The sequence below is a fragment of the Paenibacillus sp. J22R232 genome (genome assembly GCF_056269165.1).
In genome coordinates, this window is sequence record NZ_JBWDNK010000012.1 from 161,585 (window position 1) to 180,471 (window position 18,887).

Annotated in this window: 11 protein-coding genes; 10 read left to right on the top strand and 1 reads right to left on the bottom strand. The window is 53.0% G+C overall.

Features of this window, described 5'->3' with window-relative positions; all coding sequences use genetic code 11:
* The first annotated feature begins 108 nt into the window (after positions 1-108).
* The 3 genes from AC0YN3_RS26040 to AC0YN3_RS26050 all read left to right on the top strand — a co-directional run bounded on the left by AC0YN3_RS26040 (position 109) and on the right by AC0YN3_RS26050 (position 3,037).
* The gene (locus AC0YN3_RS26040) at positions 109-1,182 is read left to right on the top strand and encodes a DUF3048 domain-containing protein (protein WP_475777834.1); all 1,074 of its coding nucleotides are present in this window, start codon (positions 109-111) and stop codon (positions 1,180-1,182) included.
* A 223-nt stretch (positions 1,183-1,405) separates the two neighbouring features.
* Positions 1,406-2,017: a DUF47 domain-containing protein gene (locus tag AC0YN3_RS26045; protein ID WP_183565649.1), complete on the top strand. Its 612-nt coding sequence runs from the start codon at positions 1,406-1,408 to the stop codon at positions 2,015-2,017.
* Positions 2,018-2,041: 24 nt separating this feature from the next.
* Positions 2,042-3,037, top strand: coding sequence for an inorganic phosphate transporter (locus tag AC0YN3_RS26050; RefSeq protein WP_475777835.1), 996 nt, complete (start codon positions 2,042-2,044; stop codon positions 3,035-3,037).
* Between the two features lie 570 nt (positions 3,038-3,607).
* Here the strand turns inward: AC0YN3_RS26050 and AC0YN3_RS26055 are convergent.
* Positions 3,608-4,144, bottom strand: coding sequence for a tyrosine protein kinase (locus AC0YN3_RS26055; RefSeq protein WP_475777836.1), 537 nt, complete (start codon positions 4,142-4,144; stop codon positions 3,608-3,610).
* Positions 4,145-4,380: 236 nt separating this feature from the next.
* Between AC0YN3_RS26055 and AC0YN3_RS26060 the strand changes: the two genes are divergently transcribed.
* The 7 genes from AC0YN3_RS26060 (at position 4,381) to AC0YN3_RS26090 (ending at position 18,632) form a co-directional block, all read left to right on the top strand.
* Entirely contained in the window at positions 4,381-4,671 is a 291-nt protein-coding gene (locus tag AC0YN3_RS26060) for a YerC/YecD family TrpR-related protein (protein WP_183565641.1), read from the top strand.
* 11 nt (positions 4,672-4,682) lie between these two features.
* Positions 4,683-5,465 carry a sirohydrochlorin chelatase gene (locus AC0YN3_RS26065; RefSeq protein ID WP_475777837.1) on the top strand — a complete coding sequence of 261 codons (783 nt, stop codon included), beginning with the start codon at positions 4,683-4,685 and terminating at the stop codon, positions 5,463-5,465.
* Between the two features lie 64 nt (positions 5,466-5,529).
* Complete coding sequence (locus AC0YN3_RS26070; protein ID WP_475777857.1) at positions 5,530-6,438, top strand: diacylglycerol kinase; 909 nt, start codon at positions 5,530-5,532, stop codon at positions 6,436-6,438.
* Positions 6,439-6,518: 80 nt separating this feature from the next.
* Positions 6,519-8,045 carry a 23S rRNA (uracil(1939)-C(5))-methyltransferase RlmD gene (rlmD, locus tag AC0YN3_RS26075; protein WP_475777838.1) on the top strand — a complete coding sequence of 509 codons (1,527 nt, stop codon included), beginning with the start codon at positions 6,519-6,521 and terminating at the stop codon, positions 8,043-8,045.
* A gap of 541 nt (positions 8,046-8,586) precedes the next feature.
* Positions 8,587-11,706, top strand: coding sequence for a hybrid sensor histidine kinase/response regulator (locus AC0YN3_RS26080; RefSeq protein WP_475777839.1), 3,120 nt, complete (start codon positions 8,587-8,589; stop codon positions 11,704-11,706).
* Positions 11,703-12,836: a response regulator gene (locus AC0YN3_RS26085; RefSeq protein ID WP_475777840.1), complete on the top strand. Its 1,134-nt coding sequence runs from the start codon at positions 11,703-11,705 to the stop codon at positions 12,834-12,836. Before AC0YN3_RS26080 ends, AC0YN3_RS26085 begins: the two co-directional genes overlap by 4 nt.
* Before the next feature lie 126 nt (positions 12,837-12,962).
* On the top strand, positions 12,963-18,632 hold the full coding sequence (locus AC0YN3_RS26090) for an S-layer homology domain-containing protein (protein WP_475777841.1): 5,670 nt from the start codon (positions 12,963-12,965) through the stop codon (positions 18,630-18,632).
* Positions 18,633-18,887: the final 255 nt, after the last annotated feature.

Genomic DNA, 18,887 nt, shown 5'->3' on the forward strand with positions numbered 1-18,887 from the left:
CAGGATATCAACATTTTTGTCGAGACAACCTCTCCAAATTATGTTTAAATGAATCTAGTGTGAAAACGAAATCAAGCTAGATTTAGCGCGGAAAAGGCAGGTTAACATATGGATAAACGAATCCGGAATTCGGCAGTGACGCTGCTATTATCACTAACCCTCCTACTCTCCGCATGCAGCGGGGGCAACGGAGGGAACAGCCATACGCCGACTGAGCCAGAGAGCAGCGTTTCACCGAGCAGCACAGCAGAGACGATAGAAAAGGCGCCGCTGCCGTATGACGCGCCGCTCACCGGGCTCAAGCTGGAGAAGCCGGCGGAAGCAAGGCCGATTGTCGTTATGATTAACAATTTTGCCGCAGCAAGGCCGCAGTCCGGACTTTCGAACGCCGATGTGGTGTGGGAGGTACTCGCTGAGGGCGGCATCACGCGTTTGATTGCCGTATTTCAGAGCACAGTTGCCTTAACCGATACGATCGGACCCATACGAAGCATAAGGCCTTATCTCATAGACATTGGCGACAGCTATGGAGCTGTGCTTGCCCACGCGGGCGCGAGCACTGACGGCTATGCGGTTCTGCAGCGCCAAGGAAAGCCATATCTAGATGAAATATCGAATGCGGGCAGCTATTTCTGGAGAAGCAAGGAAAGGAAAGCGCCGCATAATCTGTACTCAAGCCTGGAGAAGCTTCGCGCGGGCGCGGAGAAGAAAAAATACAGCCTGGATAAGCAGGTTCCGCCTTATACGTTTGCGGAAGCGGGCTCTACGGAAGCAGGAGTGCCAGCCTCGGACATTACCATTTCTTTTTTGCTCAAAAATTATAGCGTAGGCTACGTGTACGATGCTGCTGCGGGATTATACAAACGCTCAATCGGAGGCAAGCCGCATATCGATCTGAACAACAATGAGCAGCTGTCCGGAACGAATCTGGTCGTGCTTGGAGCCAATCATAAAACGCTGGATAACGAAGGCCGGTTAGCCGTTGATTTGACGAGCGAGGGACCAGCCATTCTCTTCCAGAAGGGAAAGGCGATCGAAGCGGATTGGGTGAGGGCACCGGACGGCATGATTCGGATCGTGAAGGACGGAGCTGAACTGCCGTTCGTTCCCGGGAAAACCTTCTTTCATGTCGTGCCGAACAATCCCACCTTTGAAAGCCATGTTTCTTGGGTACAAACGTAGCACATTGGGGACACTGTTAACAGGCGTTAACGGATGGGCTTCCAAGGTGTAAAAAGGACGCAATCCCGTAAGCGGGATCGCGTCTTTTTTATATTTATTTTGAAAATCTAAAACTTTTCATAAAACCTTTACATTCTCTTAACAATTCACATGTAAACTATGTTAAGATATTGTGGGCTCATAGCAGTACGCCTAAACATCAAGTCGTGTAAAGGGGATTACGATGTTCAAGAAAAAGGATATTTTCTTTAAGACGTTCGAGGAGATGGCTGACGCAATCGTCGAGGCCGTGGAATACTTCGGTAAAGGCTTGTCAGACCTGTCGGATGTATCGGCTTTCGCCAAAACCATGAAGGAATACGAAAGCAAGTGCGACAAACATGTACACACGATTTTGAAAGAGCTGAACAAAACGTTCATCACTCCGATCGAGCGCGAAGATATTATGGCCCTTACCTCATCGCTTGACGATGTGCTTGATGGCATTGAAGCTTGCGCATCTCGTTTTGAAATGTACAACATTCGGGAAAAGGATGAGTACATAACCCTATTCGGCGATATTCTTGTTCGTTCTTCTCACCAAATCAAGAAGGCGATCTACCTGCTTACGGAGCGTAAGCTGCTTGCCATTCGCGAGCCTAACATTGCGCTTAATGAGCTGGAGAACCAAGCTGATGACCTGCTGCGAGTCTGTATCAAGAGCTTATTCACGAATGTAAAAGATCCAATCGAGCTGATGAAGCGCAAAGAGATTTATGAGATGCTGGAGCAAACGACCGACTTCTGCGAAGATGTTGCCAATACGCTGGAATCGATCATTATGCGTAACAGCTAATCTGGAGAGTAGGAGTCTTTCACAATGGATTTAATGGTTCTATGGATCGTCGTCTTTCTAGCGCTTTCGTTTGATTTTATAAATGGTTTCCATGATACGGCCAATGCCATTGCAACGGCCGTATCGACCCGGGCCTTGAAGCCGAGGGTTGCCATCGTGATGGCAGCCGTAATGAACTTCGTCGGCGCAATTACCTTTACGGGCGTTGCGGCTACAATCGGTAAAGGCGTCGCGAATCCCGCGGAGCTTGAGCAGGGCGTTCCGATCGTCATAGCGGCACTCTTATCCGCGATTGCTTGGAACTTGCTCACCTGGTGGTTCGGCATTCCGTCCTCATCTTCACATGCATTGATCGGCTCCCTCGCGGGTGCCGTAATCGGCGGAGCAGGCATGAGCGCAATTAATGGCGGCGGATTGATGAAGATCGTTCAAGCGCTTATCTTCTCGCCGCTTATTGCGTTCTCTGCGGGCTTTATTATCATGTGGATACTGAAATTAATTTTTGCCAAGTCGAGTCCGCATCAAGTGAATAAAGGCTTCCGATTCGGGCAGATTCTTACCGCGGCGTTCCAATCGTTCTCGCATGGCACGAACGACGCGCAGAAAGCGATGGGTATTATCGTATTTGCGCTCGTAGCCTCGGATGTTCAATCGACAATGGACGTACCGCTTTGGGTTAAAATATCCGCGGCGACCGCTATGGCACTCGGCACATCGGTCGGCGGCTGGAAAATCATTAAGACCATGGGTACGAAAATTTTCAAAATCGAGCCGATTAACGGCTTTGCAGCAGATATCGGTTCCGCTGTCGTTATATTGACGGCAACGATGATTCACCTGCCGGTAAGTACGACGCATGTTATCACCTCGTCCATTCTGGGCGTAGGCAGCGCGAAACGCTTCTCTGCCGTGAAATGGGGAGTTGCTGGACGTATCATTGTCGCCTGGATCATCACGATTCCGATTACGGTATTAATGGCGATGTTCTTCTATTGGATTATTCATTTCTTCTTCCTATAGAAGGAGTGAACCGGGATAGTGAGGAAAACCTCACTCGCCATGAGCGAAAGCTCGTGGGGAATGAGCTTCTCCTCACTATTTTTTGTGTTGTCTTGGAAGCTGTGGACAACTATTATCGAAATGGCGCGAAAATTGCGTATATTCACATAGTTAATAACAGCTGTGCATGGAATCGCATAGGGCTTAGCAACACCCGGTGATTAAGGGAGCGGAGCTGTGGATGAACGCTTTTTTTGGATGAAAACACCTAAGCAATCAAAAGTATATTCACATTGCATGAACAGCTGTGCATGGATTAGACAATAAAACTGGCGAAGGTTGTCGAAGGTTGCGCTTATGCACAGGCTGTTCTGGTTAATGAGCCGAGAATATGTAATAATGTCTGTGGATAGGATGCGATTTGTGTTATCCACAGCCGGATAACTTCATATGCAGTGTGTGAAATGGTGAATAAATGCATGGATAAAAACACCTCGGCTAGCAGCAGCATACGCTGCTGGCCGAGGTGCTTCATTTGGAAGGATACAGATTAAATATATCCAAAACGTATTTGTATGGAGCATTCGTAATTTACCTGCGGCGTTTGGGCTTGCGGCGGCGAACGCCATTATTCCCGCTGCCTGAGCCTGAATTGGGCTTCCGGCGCTTCCGGCGCTTTGGTTTCCATTCTCCTTCATCGTCATCGTCAGACGAGCTAGACGATTTTTTGCCGAATGAGCCCATAAGCACTTTCACCAGAGGGGCCATTTGTGAGACGCTTGACATAACCTTTTGTACTTTCGTAACCGTCGTAAGAATGCCGTCTATACCGCCGATTCGGTCGACGAAGCCTTTGATCTCGCCTAGGCTGGCAAGGGAGAAGCCGCTTGCTTTGGTGCTGGCGGGCGTTTCGGCCACATCGGCCGGCGCTTCCGGTAAAACCGCGGGCAGGATATCCTGCGCTGGCGGCTCTGGTGCTGCAGGAGGCATGGTAGGGAGGTCCCCGCCAAAGCTGAAGCCGCTCGACTTCGCGCCGGACGACTTGCTCGGCTGGGCTTGCGCCTGCCGGTGGCCGCCGTGCCAGTCGTACTGCTGGCTGCCGCTGCCGGGATTATTGCGATAATTCACACGGATCACAACCCTTCTTTTATAATAGTCTATGGGATAGGCGAACATACGGATTGGACGAATGTCACGGGTTTTGGAATTTTTTATAGATAAATGCCCCGTGCTTGTATGCGCATGCCTGCCCGAAGGGCGCTAAGACCATCGTCTCGGCTGCAATGCGCGAATACGGTAATGTTTGAAAAAAACGGTTAAAAAAGATACAATAGTAACATTAGTTTTAATAGGAGTGAATACACATGCAGCTTAAAAAGCTGAACGATAAAGCAATAGATCAATTATTCGAAGCGATTCTTACATTAAAGTCAGTCGAGGAATGTTATGTGTTTTTTGATGATCTGTGCACGGTGAATGAGATTCAGTCCATGTCCCAAAGGCTTGAAGTAGCGCGCATGCTTGGCAAGGGCAGTACATACAATGCAATTGAAGCGGAAACTGGCGCGAGCACGGCAACGATTTCAAGGGTGAAGCGTTGTTTGAACTATGGCAATGATGGGTATAAAATGGCTTTAGAGCGTCTTGGAAGGTAGGTAGTCCTTCGATGAAGCCAGGCATCCTCGTCATTAGTCACGGCTCCCGGGAAGAGGCGTGGGTTAAGCTGGTTGATGATGCCATAACGAGGGCAGCGGCTTCGCCTCGCTTATTACATATTCCAATCGTATCGTCGTTTCTCGAAATTGTTGAGGGACGGCTTATTCAGGATGGCATTGATGCGTTAGAGAACCAGGGCGTGACGGATCTATTCGTGTTGCCTCTTTTTATTTCATCCGGGAGCACGCATGTCGATGAAATTGGGCAGGCGTTCGGCTTTCCCTGGCTGACGGATCTTGAAGGAGATCTTGGCATATTCCGTGTCGCGGCAAACGTAGCTTATGGCGAGCCGATAGATGATGATCCGGAAATCGCCGAGCTGCTTGCGGCAAACATTGCCGAGCTCTCGGAAGTACGCGAGAAGGAAGCGCTGCTGCTTATCGGACACGGCAGCAAGGAACCCGTATTTCATGAACGCTGGCAAGCGGGCTTGACGAAGCTCGGTGAGCGCTTGCGGGCGCTTGGCGGCTATAAGCGCGCAGAACATGCGATGCTTCTCCCCGACCAAGCTGCTGCGAAGCTTGCTACGATGCAGACGGCGAATCCTGATGAAACGGTAATTGTCGTGCCGTTGTTTCTAAGCCGCGGGTATTTCACGAATCATGTCATACCGACGCGGCTCGAGGGGCTTTCGTACCGGTACAATAGCAAGTCCATGCTGCCGAGCAGCGCGATTGAAAGCTGGCTCACCCGTCAGATGGAAGAGGGTCTGCAGCGTTTGAATAAAAGCTAATGCACGTAAAGTTAATCATATAAGCAAGGATGAATGGATCGTTAGGGGTGGAGCCGACATGGCAATCAAGCGGGCGAGATTGATTTATAACCCGTCATCGGGAAGAGAAGAAATGAAAAAGCGTCTGCCGGACATACTTCAGCGGCTAGAGCAAGGCGGCATCGAGACGAGCTGCCATGCGACGATTGGAGAAGGAGATGCTACGCTTGCTGCAGCGGAAGCGGCTGAACGCGGCTACGACATGATTATTGCAGCGGGCGGCGATGGTACGCTTTATGAAGTCATCAACGGGCTCGCCGGCAAGGAAAGCTGTCCTCCACTCGGCATTTTGCCCGTAGGTACGACGAATGATTTTGCACGGGCGATGGGCATTCCGAAGCACTGGGAGTATGCCGTCGATCTGATCATTCAGCAATATAGCCGCCCGATTGATGTCGGGAAGGCGAACGAGCGTTATTTTATAAACATTGCCGGCGGGGGCTCTTTGACCGAACTCACTTATGATGTGCCAAGCAAGCTGAAGACGATGATTGGCCAGCTGGCTTATTATATGAAGGGCATGGAGAAAATGACCCGCCTGAGACCGACAGAGCTGACCTTTCAAGCCGCTGGCGTCGGTGAGTTTCATGATGAATTTATGATGTTCCTGATCTGCAACAGCAATTCCGTGGGCGGATTCGAGCGTCTTGCGCCGGATTCCAAGCTAGACGACGGTTTGTTGGATGTGCTGCTTATTCGCAAATGCAATCTGCCTGAGTTTATCAAGCTAGTAACGCTCGCGCTGCGCGGCGAGCATCTGAACGATCCGCATGTGATTCATTTCCGTACGGATGAGCTGAAGGTAACGACGCCTGATTACGTGCAGATCAATCTCGATGGCGAATATGGCGGGGTGCTGCCGTGCACGTTCTCGGTGCTGCCATCGCATTTGCGTATTTTTGCGGATGAGACGGGTACATCAACCTACCGTTAGCTGAGGATGATTGGGTCAATTAGGGCATAATGGAAGATAGAAGGCAAGCAACAGCATTGAAGATAGAGCGGAGAGAGTTTATGAATAAAGGAAGAAGCAGAGGCGGCAAAGGGAGATCGCGCAGCGCAGCAGGTTCTGGTGCGGCCGCGGCTCCGGTAGATGCTCCTTTTCAAAAAAACGAAGAAGTCACCGTCGATATTATCGGCCTGACGCATGACGGGGAAGGGGTAGGCCGCGCAGAGGGCTTTACCCTTTTTATACAGGGAGCGCTTCCCGGTGAACGCGTTCGCGCCAAAGTGATGAAGGTGAAGAAGCAATATGGCTATGCGCGCTTAGAGGAGCTGGTGCAAGCGAGCCCTTCGCGGATCGAGGCACCTTGTGATATTTATAAGGAATGCGGCGGCTGTCAGCTTCAGCATTTCGATTACGCTGCGCAGCTTGAGTGGAAGCGGCAGCATGTGGTGGACAACCTTGTGCGGATCGGAAAGCTGGGCGTAGCTGGCGAAGGCTTGGCTGCTGCGAATGAGGATCAAGCGTCAGGCGGGATTGTGGTTCATCCAACCATTGGAATGGACGAGCCATGGCGTTACCGCAACAAGGCATCCGTTCCGATCGGCACCAGTGCTCAGGATGGACAGCTGATTGCAGGCTTCTATGCCAGGGGCAGCCACAGAATTATCGATATGGATGATTGCCTGATTGAGCATGGGGACAATGACGAGGTTATTCGCGTAGTGAAGCGAATCGGCCGCGAGCTCGGAGCAACGCCTTATGACGAGGAGTCGGGCCGGGGCGTGCTTCGCCATGTGATGGCGCGGACCGGCGTCATTACGGGCGAGATGATGGTCGTTCTGGTTACTAACGTCAAGAAGCTGCCTTCGGCGGAGGAGTGGGTCAAGCGCATTCGCGCGGAGCTGCCAAACGTGAAGAGCATCGTTCAGAACGTGAATGAACGGAACACAAACGTTATATTCGGCGACGAGACGCGCGTGCTCTGGGGCAGCGAGGTTATTTATGATGAGCTTGACGGCATTCGCTTCGCGATCTCGGCTCGTTCATTCTATCAAGTGAACCCGACGCAGACCGTTGAGCTTTACCGCAAAGCGGTGGAGTACGCCGGATTGACGGGAACGGAAACCGTCATCGATGCCTATTGCGGCATCGGTACGATCTCGTTGTTCCTCGCCCGCCAGGCTGGACGCGTCTATGGCGTAGAGATCGTTCCGGAAGCGATCGAGGATGCGGCTCGCAATGCGGCATTGAACGGAATCGCCAACGCTTCGTTTGAGGCAGGCCCAGCAGAGGTCGTCATTCCGCGCTGGCGCAAAGAAGGGATAACGGCGGACGTGATCGTCGTCGATCCTCCGCGCAAAGGCTGCGACCCGGCGCTGCTCGAGACGATCCTGGCGATGAAGCCGGAGCGGGTTGTTTATGTGAGCTGCAACCCTTCTACGCTGGCACGCGACTTGCGTGTGCTGGAGGATGGCGGGTATCGGACAGTTGAGGTTGTTCCTGTGGATATGTTCCCTTGGACGGTGCATGTGGAGAGTGTTGCGGTTTTAGTGAGGGATAGATGTAGTTTCAATCAAAGTCATCCCAGAGCCTAAAAAGTCTACTCAAAGCCAGGGCAAGAGGCGTTAAATCCAAGTGGGGCAAGGCCTTGTGAAACGGTGCATGTAGTTCGTGGCGTGAGACGACTATTTAACAATTGCACAGCCGAACAAAAGATCTTCTTATAGGTAAAGACGATGTGTTTATTCATCGTCTTCTGCACTAAACTTTAAAGCTATCGGCAATCCTCGCATTTCTAGATTCTTTGACCTCGAATATCTTACTCTAAGGGTTAATATAGACCCGATTCATATCGACATAGAAGTTGAAATTCAGCGGGGTTCTCTTATTTGGGAATCCTTTTTTGTTTTGGAGAAGAACTTCTTTTCATTATAACGAAATAGTTGAAGTGGCTGATATCGATACCATCGCTACTATCGCCAATTAATGTATGTTCCCAAACTTGATGAATGCATATGTTTCCTATTGCGATTTGCAATGCTTAAATTCGATAAAAAAGTGAAAAACCAACGCAGGGTGTAGTATATTTAGGTCATTGTACGAATGACAAGTTGTGGGAAAAGGGAAACGGACTTAATGAGAAAGCAATTGACAGTTCTAATCGGCATGGTTGTTGTCTTCACCGTCGTTACATCGCTATTCATCTATGAGTGGCTGAATCCTACGTTTCAGTACCCGGAAGCGAGAGGAGGAGTGCTGGACGCCAGACAATGGGATTTTGCGAAGCAAGGAATTGTACCACTGCGGGGAGAATGGGAATTTTACGAGAACAAACTGCTGACCCCGCAAGATTTTCACACAAGTGACAAGACACTGGAAGCGGAGCGCCGAATCGTTCAAGTTCCCGGAGGTTGGAAGGATGTTGTTTCTTCTGGCAGCGGGTATGGAGCGGGTACGTACCGTCTGCGAATTGAGGTTAGCGATCCTGGTTTTTATAGCCTTAGAGGTAAAAAAATTCGTATGTCCAGTCACATCTATATGGACGGATCGGACCTAGGCGGTACCGGAAAACCGGATCTGTCAGCGGATCGATTCGTACCTAGCAATCTACCATTTTTCGGCACGATCAGAGCGGATACCGACACCATTGATGTTATCATTCAGATAGCTAGCTACCGCTACTTGGAAGGTGGATTGGTACAAGCGCCGGAATTCGGATTAACTGACGATGTAATGGCCAGGCGCGATAATGCCCGTCTGGCAGATATGATTGTCATCACCGCGCTGCTGGTATTCGGGGTTTATTTTGCAGGTACGTTCAAGCAATGGACGAAGGAGCCGTATCTCGTCTTTTTCAGTTTGTTCTGCTTATCATTAGGGTTGTTCTTCAGCATCGACAACGAAATCGTCATGGCGACCCTATTTCCAGGCATATCCTTCCTTTTGTTGCAGAAGATGCTCTTTATCCTGCCTTACGTATCCGTCTTCTCGTTTACTCTCTACGTCTATCTGTACCTGGACCTTAAGGGGAGCACGGAATATAAATGGCTGAGACGAGTCTCTTACGTCTATTTGATCGTATTGGTTGCCCTGCCGAACGACTATCTGGTCGATATTCTTTGGCTCGGGATCATCCTGCAATTAATCACCTTCGCGTTCTTGATTCGCTGGATTTTTCGTTATCGGAATGGCGGAGTTCAGGTTTACTATATTTTGCTCGGCCTATTCTTCCTTATTATTAGCTGGGTGTATGCCCAAACGCGCTATCAGCTGGCGCTCGACAACCCATATTATATGATCGTCACGCTGCTGTTTCTCGTTCTATCGCAATCGTTTCTCATGTCGGACCGATTGCGCGACGCATTCGCGCGGAACGAGCGATTGGCCGAACAACTCATTGTGTACGACCGCCAAAAAGACGAGTTTCTTATCCATACGTCCCACGAGTTCAAAACACCGCTGCACGGCATTATCAATCTGGCGCAGGTGGTCATCGACCAGAGCGGCGAGGAGATGGCGCATCGGCATCGCGACAATCTGAACTTCATCATTGCCCAAGCGAACCGCTTGTCTACGCTGGTGAACGATATTATCGATTTTCAGAGCTTGCAGCGAGGGAGTTTGGCGTTCCACAACCGTTATTTCGACGTTAGCGGCACGCTGCAGGCCACGCTCGAAGCGTTAACAATCATGCGCAGGAACGATCAAGTGCGGCTGGTCAATCAGGTGCCTCCGGGAACCTACTATTTGTTTACCGACGAAAACCGTCTGAAGCAAATTCTCGTGAATCTGGTCGGCAATGCGTTGAAATTTACGGAAAGGGGAAGCGTTGCGGTGGCCGCGGAGTCCCGAGAAGGCTGGCTAAGCCTGACGTTCACGGACACCGGCACGGGGATGAGCGAGGATAGGCAGCGGGAGTTGTTCAAAGCCCATCTGTACGAAGGCGGCGATGAACCGGCGGTTTCGATGTTCCAATCTTCCGGTCTAGGTCTGAAAATATCGAAAGCTCTTGCGATGCAAATGGGCGGCAATCTGGAATTGGAGTGGTCGGAGCCGGGAAGAGGTTCTGTGTTCTCGCTGCGCCTGCCGGAGGCATCGGCAACGCAGAGGGAACCAGAGGCAGCCTGGGCAGAAGCCGCTGTTGGCGTGGAATCGACGCTGCTGTCCGGGGCAAGCTCGCAGACGGTTGAAGACTCGGCTCCGAACGCAATGGAGGGATCTCCCAAGGTGAAGATCCTGCTGGTGGATGACGATGCCTCCAATATCAAGGTACTGCAGGAGTTATTCGCGCCCCGTCGTTATCACGTTCTCGTGGCGTATAATGGAGCGGACGCGCTCAAGCTGATCCAGCAGCATCGCGGCGATCTATCGCTTGTCCTGCTGGATGTGATGATGCCCGAGCTTTCCGGGTATGAAGTGTGCAGGCGGATTCGAGAGGAACACCCGCTTTACAAGCTGCCCGTTCTGCTGCTGACGGTACGCAGCTCGCCTGCTGATATTGCGATGGGCCTCGAGGCCGGGGCCAACGACTTTCTAGTAAAGCCGTTCAGCGGCAAGGAGCTGCTGGCTCGGGTGCAGACGATGCTTCGTTTGAAAGAAGCCGTCAAGCAGGCCATTCATATGGAGACGCTGTTTCTGCAATCACAGATCAAGCCGCATTTTATATACAATTCCTTAAGCGGCATTATTTCGTTATGCTACAGCGACGGCGCGCGGGCAGGCAAGCTGTTGGGCGAATTCAGCAACTATTTGCGGCTCAGCTTCGATCTGGATCCCCGACAGGCCAAGGTCAGCCTGAAGCGGGAGCTGTCTCTCACCAAATCCTATGTCGAGCTGGAGCTGGCCCGATTCGGCACACGTTTGAATGTGGAATGGGATGTGAATGTCCGAACGGAGACGTTGATTCCGGCGTTGATCATGCAGCCATTGGTCGAAAATGCGATTCGTCACGGCATCATGAAGCGATTATCGGGAGGCACAGTGGTCATTCGGGCGAAGCTGGAGCCGCAGGGCTTGCGTATAGCCGTACTGGACGATGGGGTCGGCATGACTGAAGAACAGCTGGATCGAATCGCGAAGCCGGAGCGGCTGGAAGGAAGCATCGGTCTGATCAACGTACATAAGCGGCTAATGAACGAGTTCGGGCAAGGCTTGCTGGTGGAGAGCGTTCAGGGCAAGGGCACGACCGTCACTTTCCTGATTCCTTCCAGCGTGGGAACGGCCGGATCTGACGGAGAGGGGGACGTTGCAGGATGATAACGGCGATTGTCGTAGATGACGAACTGCTCGTTGCAGAGCAAGTGGACAGAATGTTGGTTCAAGCCGGCGTGAAGGTGTTGGGTCGCTGCGTGAATCCTCACGAGGCGCTTGGTATGGCAAAAGCGCTGCAGCCCGATGTGCTGTTTCTGGATATCGAAATGCCGGAGCTGAGCGGATTGGAAATCGCGGAGCGGGTATATGCGGACAAGCTCGACATGGAAGTCGTGTTCATTACCGCCTACAACCAATACGCAATTGACGCTTTCCGGGTGAATGCGCTCGATTATTTGCTAAAGCCGGTGATGGAGGAGGATTTGGAGCGTTCTCTCGAACGCGTCGGCAAGAGACGGCAGCATCGTGAAGGAGCCGTCGGCAGCGGCGGACAACGGACGGCCGATGCCGCGCTATTCGGCAAGTTCGCGCTGCACATGGACGATACCCTCGAGCCGGTTCGCTGGGTGACGGCCAAGTGTGCGGAGTTGTTCGCGTATATGCTGCTGCAGCCTTGGAACAAGGAGGTCAGCAAGTGGGAGTTGTTTGAGGCGCTCTGGCCGACCCAGAATGAGGAGAAGGCGGGCATCAACCTTCGAAGCACGGTTAGCAGGATCAACAAGACGTTACGGGATTACCGCTCGGAAATGGCGCTGGTTTCCGTCAGAAACGGCTACAGGCTGGATTTGTCCGATGAGGCGCCGTCGGTGGACGCGGCGGAATTAGAGCGGCTCGTGCTGGACGCCGTCGAGCCGATCCCGGACAACCTGGCTTTTGTCGATCAGTTAATTCTCCGTTGCAGCCGACCGTTCCTGCAGGAGTTCGACGGCGCCTGGTGCGAGCCTTACCGCAAGCAGTATCGTCAGTATTTCCTGCACCTGGGGATGAAGCTGCTCTTGTATTACGAGCGAGCCGAGGCGGAGCCGCTTAAGGCGATGCGGTTGGCCGATCAGTTGGTCGAACATGAGCCTTACGATGAATCGCTGCGGGAATCGGCTCTGAAGCTGCAGCATCGCGTTGGCGGTTCCAAACGCGCAGCTGCCTACTATGAAGCATACGCCGAGTTGATTCATACCGAACTGGGAGCCGTTCCGGGCGAAAAGCTTTCCGAGTTGCTCCGCGCCTTCACCAATTGAATTCTATCGCACGAAGGAACCTGCATTTCAAAGCGGGTTCTTTTTGTTTTGCAACAATTTTGCAACATCGCTTCCCTTATAATGTCAACGTGGAGTTAATCAGCTTGAAGGCGGTGGCAGAAAATAATGATCAAACGTTGGATATCGCTAATCATCGTATTCTTATTAATCGTGGCCAATATTCCTCAGTATGCTTATGCAGAGTCTCTTGACGAGTGGAATATTCGGAGTCCGTTGCCTACGGGGAATACGCTAACCGAAGTTACTTTCGGTAACGGTACCTATGTGGCGGTAGGGAGCAAAGGGACGATTCTAACCTCGAGTGACGGAGCTAGCTGGACGAGCAGGGCGAGCGGTACTACGAATCTACTATATGACGTTATCTACGCAAACGGTATGTTTGTGATAGTGGGTGCAGGCGGAACGATTCTAACCTCTGGCGATGGAGTGAGCTGGACGAGCCGAACGAGCAACCTTACGAGCATAATAACTAGCATAACCTACGGAAACGGCTTTGTGGCAGTGGGTGCAGGCGGAAGGGTTCTGACCTCCAGCAACGGAGTGAACTGGACGAGCCAAACGAGCGGCACTTCGAATAATTTAATGGGCGTCGACTACGGAAAAAGCATGTACGTAGCGGTCGGAAACAATGGAACCATTGTTACCTCGAGCAACGGAACGAGCTGGACGAGCCCAACCAGCGGGTATGCGCTTGCATTATCCGACATCGCATTCGGTAACGGTCTGTTCGTGGCGTTGGGTCAAAACGGAAGGACCCTAACCTCCAGCAATGGAGTGAACTGGGTAAACGGATCAACCAATTCTCTTATTGCACACGGCATCAGCTTCGATAACGGCAATTTTGCGGCTGTAGGGAGCAATGGAGCGATTCTAACTTCCAGCAGCGGAGCGAGCTGGACAAGCCAAAGCAGTGGCACAACCATTACGCTAACCGGCGTCACCAATGGAAACGGCACGTATGTAGTAGTAGGAGAAACGATTATTTTAACTTCTTTGGACGGAATAAGCTGGACGGACCGAATGATCGGCACGCTAACTAGCATACTTGGACTCTCTTACTTTAACGGCATGTATTTGGGGCTTGGTGCAGGCGGAACGATTATAACCTCAAGCGACGGCGTGAGTTGGACGAACCGATCGAGCGGGACGACGAATCATCTATATGGCGTCGCTTACGGGAACGAATTGTATGTGGCGGTGGGGTTAAACGGTACGATTGTAACTTCAAGCAATGGATTGAACTGGACGGTTCGAACGAGCGGCACCACGAATCAGCTAACTGGCGTTACCTACGGAAACGATACCTTTGTGGCGATAGGTGCGGGAGGAATCATTGTAACCTCCGGCGACGGAGTGAACTGGACGATCAAGCCGAGCAGCACTGCCAATAATCTGAAGGCTGTTACCTATGGAAACGACATGTTTGTAGCGGCGGGGAATAGCGGAACGATTGTGACCTCGGGCAATGGAGTGAGTTGGGTCAGCCGAGCGAGCGGCACCGGGAATATCCTCAATGGCGTCACTTACGGAAACGACATGTATGTGGCAGTGGGGAACAGCGGAACAATTGTGACCTCTAATGACGGGGTTAGCTGGACGAGTCGAACGAGCGGCATTGCGAATCATCTCAATGGCGCCACCTACGGAAACGGCATGTATGTGGCAGTAGGTGCAACCGGTTCGATTGTGACCTCCGGCAACGGAGCGAGCTGGAGGAGCCGGACAAGCGGTAATGCAAATGATTTCTATAGTGTTACCTATGGAAACAGCACGTACCTCGCGGGGGGCGGATTCGGAGCGATCGTGCAATCGGGTATCGTACCGCCGGCCATTAACAGCGTAAGCGTCAGCCCGGCTAGCGCAAACGTGGCGCAAGGAGGCAGCAAGCAACTTACGGCTGCGGTAGATGCGATTAACGGCGTAATGACGACGGTTAAGTGGACGAGCAGCGACGCGAAGGTGGCGGTGGACGGCACGGGGAATGTGACGGTCGCGGCAGATGCTGCGCTAAGCGATTATACGATTACGGCAACGTCAACGGTAGATGGTAGCAAAAAAGGGACGGCAACGATCACGGTTACCGCAGCGGCATTGCCTGAGTCGACTCCGGAGGCGGGGATCGACTACACGGCGGAACAGTTGACGGGACTTGAGCCGAACGGCGCCTACACCATTAACGGTACGCCTGTGACGGCAAACGGCAGCGGCAAAGTGCCGATCGACGGCAGCTGGCTGGGCGTAACCGTGAACGTGGTGAAGAAGGGCAACGGCACGACGACGACCGACAGCACGGCGCAGACAGTCAGCGTGCCGTCCCGCCCGGCTATGCCGAGCGCAGGAAAGACGGACGAGACATCCATCAATGGCAATAACGGAACGTTGACGAACGTGACGTCGGTGATGGCGTATAAGAAGGGGACGGCTGGCAGCTGGACAAGCGTAACCGGTACGAACGTTACGGAATTGGCGCCGGATACGTACTACGTGCGCGTCAAAGCAACGTCTTCGGCCTTCGCATCCGTTGCGCAGACGGTAACGATTGCGGCGTTCATCGGGTCGCCTGAGACGACACCGGAGGCGGGGATCGACTACACGGCGGAACAGTTGGCGGGACTTGAGCCGAACGGCGCCTACATGATTAACGGTACGCCTTTGATGGCGGACGGAAGCGGCAAAGTGTCGATCGACGGCAGTTGGCTGGGCGTGGCGGTGAACGTGGTGAAGAAGGGCAACGGCACGACGACGACCGACAGCACGGCTCAGACAATCAGCGTGCCGTCCCGCCCGGCTATGCCGAGCGCAGGAAAGACGGACGAGACATCCATCAATGGCAACAACGGAACGTTGACGAACGTGACGTCGGCGATGGCGTACAAGAAGGGGACGGCTGGCAGCTGGACAAGCGTAACCGGTACGAACGTTACGGAGTTGGCGCCGGATACGTATTACGTGCGCGTCAAAGCAACGTCCTCGGCCTTCGCATCCGTAGCGCAGACGGTAACGATTGCGGCGTTCATCGGGTCGCCTGAGACGGCACCGGAGGCGGGGATCGACTACACGGCGGAACAGTTGACGGGACTTGAGCCGGACGGCGATTATACCATTAACGGCACGCCTGTGACGGCGGATGGCAGCGGCAAAGCGGCGATCGACGGCAGTTGGCTGGGCGTGGCGGTGAACGTGGTGAAGAAGGGCAACGGCACGACGACGACCGACAGCACGGCGCAGACAGTCAGCGTGCCGTCCCGCCCGGCTATGCCGACCGCAGGAAAGACGGACGAGACAACTATCAATGGCAATAACGGAACGTTGACGAACGTGACGTCGGCGATGGCGTACAAGAAGGGGACGGCTGGCAGTTGGACAAGCGTAACCGGTACGAACGTTACGGAGTTGGCGCCGGATACGTATTACGTGCGCGTCAAAGCAACGTCTTCGGCCTTCGCTTCTGATGCGCAGACAGTAACAATCACGGCGTATGGAGCACCGTTGGAACTGACACCGGAAGCGGTGATCGACTATGCCGCGGAACAACTGACGGGACTTGCGCCAAACGGGGCCTACACCATTAACGGTACGCCTGTGACGGCGGACGGCAGCGGCAAAGCGGCGATCGACGGCAGTTGGCTGGGTGTGGCGGTGAACGTAGTGAAGAAAGGCGACGGCACGACGACGGCCGACAGCACGGCGCAGATGCTGAGCCTGCCGTCCCGCCCGGCAGCTCCGGTTGATATAACGGTGACGGATATCACCTATAAAGGAGCTAATGACGGTTCTATTCTCAACGTAGAACTCACGATGGAGTTTAAAATAGGGAATACGGAAACATGGACGAATATAACGGGGACGTCGGTTGTCGGGCTAACGCCTGGCGTCTATTATGTACGAGCAGCAGCGACGGAATCGGCATTTGCCTCTATCCCGGCTCAGGCAACCATCCATGACTCGGATGCAACCATTCCAGCGTCGCCGAATGTGAGTGCCGACGATGCGAGCAATGTGATTATCGGCCTGGACACTACGATGGAATTCTCGGTTGACGGTGGGGCTTACGTCCGATATGACGGAACCAACATGCCGCAACTGAGCGGCGAGCATACGGTTCAGGTGCGGGTAGCTAGCAGCGGCTCTGTTCCGGCGGGGCCGTCAACTACGCTGATCTTCACGACGAATGCTTCCGTTCCGGCTGGAGGCTTGACGGTGACCGCCGTAGATCCTAGCGGCGCGGCAAACGATGGCAAAACCCGAATTGATGTAACGCCTTCCGCCGATGGCGAGCACCGACTGGTCTACTTCAACTTCGGCAGCGGCATCGTAAACGTACCGAATGTCGGCGACACGCTTAGCGGTTACCTGGCCGTACCAAGCGATCGCTTGGTCCCGGCAGCGAACGGCGACAAGATCGGCGTAGCCGAGGTAGACGAGCAAGGCCATGTCGTGAAGTTCGGTCAAACTGCAGCACGCGTTATTATCGAACAGCCGGTTACGCAGCCTACTAACGAAGCCTCGACCGGTCCGAACGAAGAGTCGGTCGACGTGCTGGTTAACGGCAAAGTTGAAAATGCGGGCAAAGCAACAACGACGGAATCGGGCGGCGTCAAGACGACGACGGTTGTCGTTGATCCGGCCAAACTTCAGTCGAAGCTGGATGCGGAGGGCGCGAATGCCGTCGTTACCATTCCGGTCAAGTCGGCGTCGAATGTCATTGTCGGCGAGCTAAACGGCCAAATGGTTAAAAATATGGAGAATCTCTCGACCACGCTCGTCCTGCAGACGGACAGGGGAACCTACACGTTGCCGGCTCTGGAAATCAACATTGACGAAATAGCCGGTAAGCTCGGCAGCAACGTGAAGCTGGAGGATATTCAATTGAAAATCACGGTTGCGCAAACACCGGACATGATGGCCAAGGTAGTCGAGAGCGCGGCGGCAAAGGGCGAGTTCTCTATTGTCGTGCCTGCAGTTGACTTCACGGTCACAGGTACCTACGGCGGGAAAACGGTCGAAATCAAGACATATAACGTCTATGTCGAGCGAATGGTCGCTTTACCTGATGGCATCGACCTGAACCGGATTACGACGGGCGTCGTCGTTGAACCGGACGGATCGGTGCGGCACGTACCGACCAAGGTCATTCTGGTTGAAGGCAAATATTATGCGAAAATCAATAGTTTGACTAACAGCACGTACACGGTCGTTTGGCATCCAATCTCCTTTGCCGATGTAGAGAAGCATTGGGCTAAGGGAGCAGTGAACGATATGGGGGCGCGTCTCATCATCCATGGCGTGAACGAGACAACGTTTAATCCGGACGCGGACATCACCCGCGCCGAGTTCGTGGCGATGATCGTGCGAGCATTGGGACTGAGGCTGGGCGAAGGATCGCAGAGCTTCAGCGATGTCGCAACGGATGCTTGGTATGCGAGCGCCATTCAGACAGCCTTAGATTACGGCCTGGTCTCGGGCTTTGAGGACGGCACCTTTCAGCCGAACACCAAGATTACGCGAGAGCAGGCAATGGTTGTCATCGCCAAGACGATGAAGCTGACGGGTCTCGCCAAGGCAACGGGCATGCCCGATAAGGAAGTGGTGCTTGGCAAGTTTGCCGACAGCGCCAATATGGGCACGTGGGCCGCGGACAGCATCGCGATAGCTGCCAAGGCAGGACTGATTCTTGGCCGTAGCGGCGACAAGCTCGAAGCCAAAGCCAATGTCACCCGCGCCGAAGTAGCGACGCTGATCCAAAGACTGCTTAAGCAGTCGGATCTCATCTAAAACCTAAAAGTAATGAAGAGGGGCAATGCCCCTCTTTTTTTTGGTTATATTGTACTGTGTTAGCAGGAAGAAAAGCGCGTCACCGGCAAGTGCTTGAACCACGGACTGTACCGTAGTACAAGGGACTCGTTCACGGGCATGTGAATGAATCGGCGAACATTATGCAACCGTAACTGACATTCCATACAAGCGGCGTGCGTGGCGGGGATACGTCGAGTCAATATTTAGAAGTATATAGATATCAATATTCGGTGA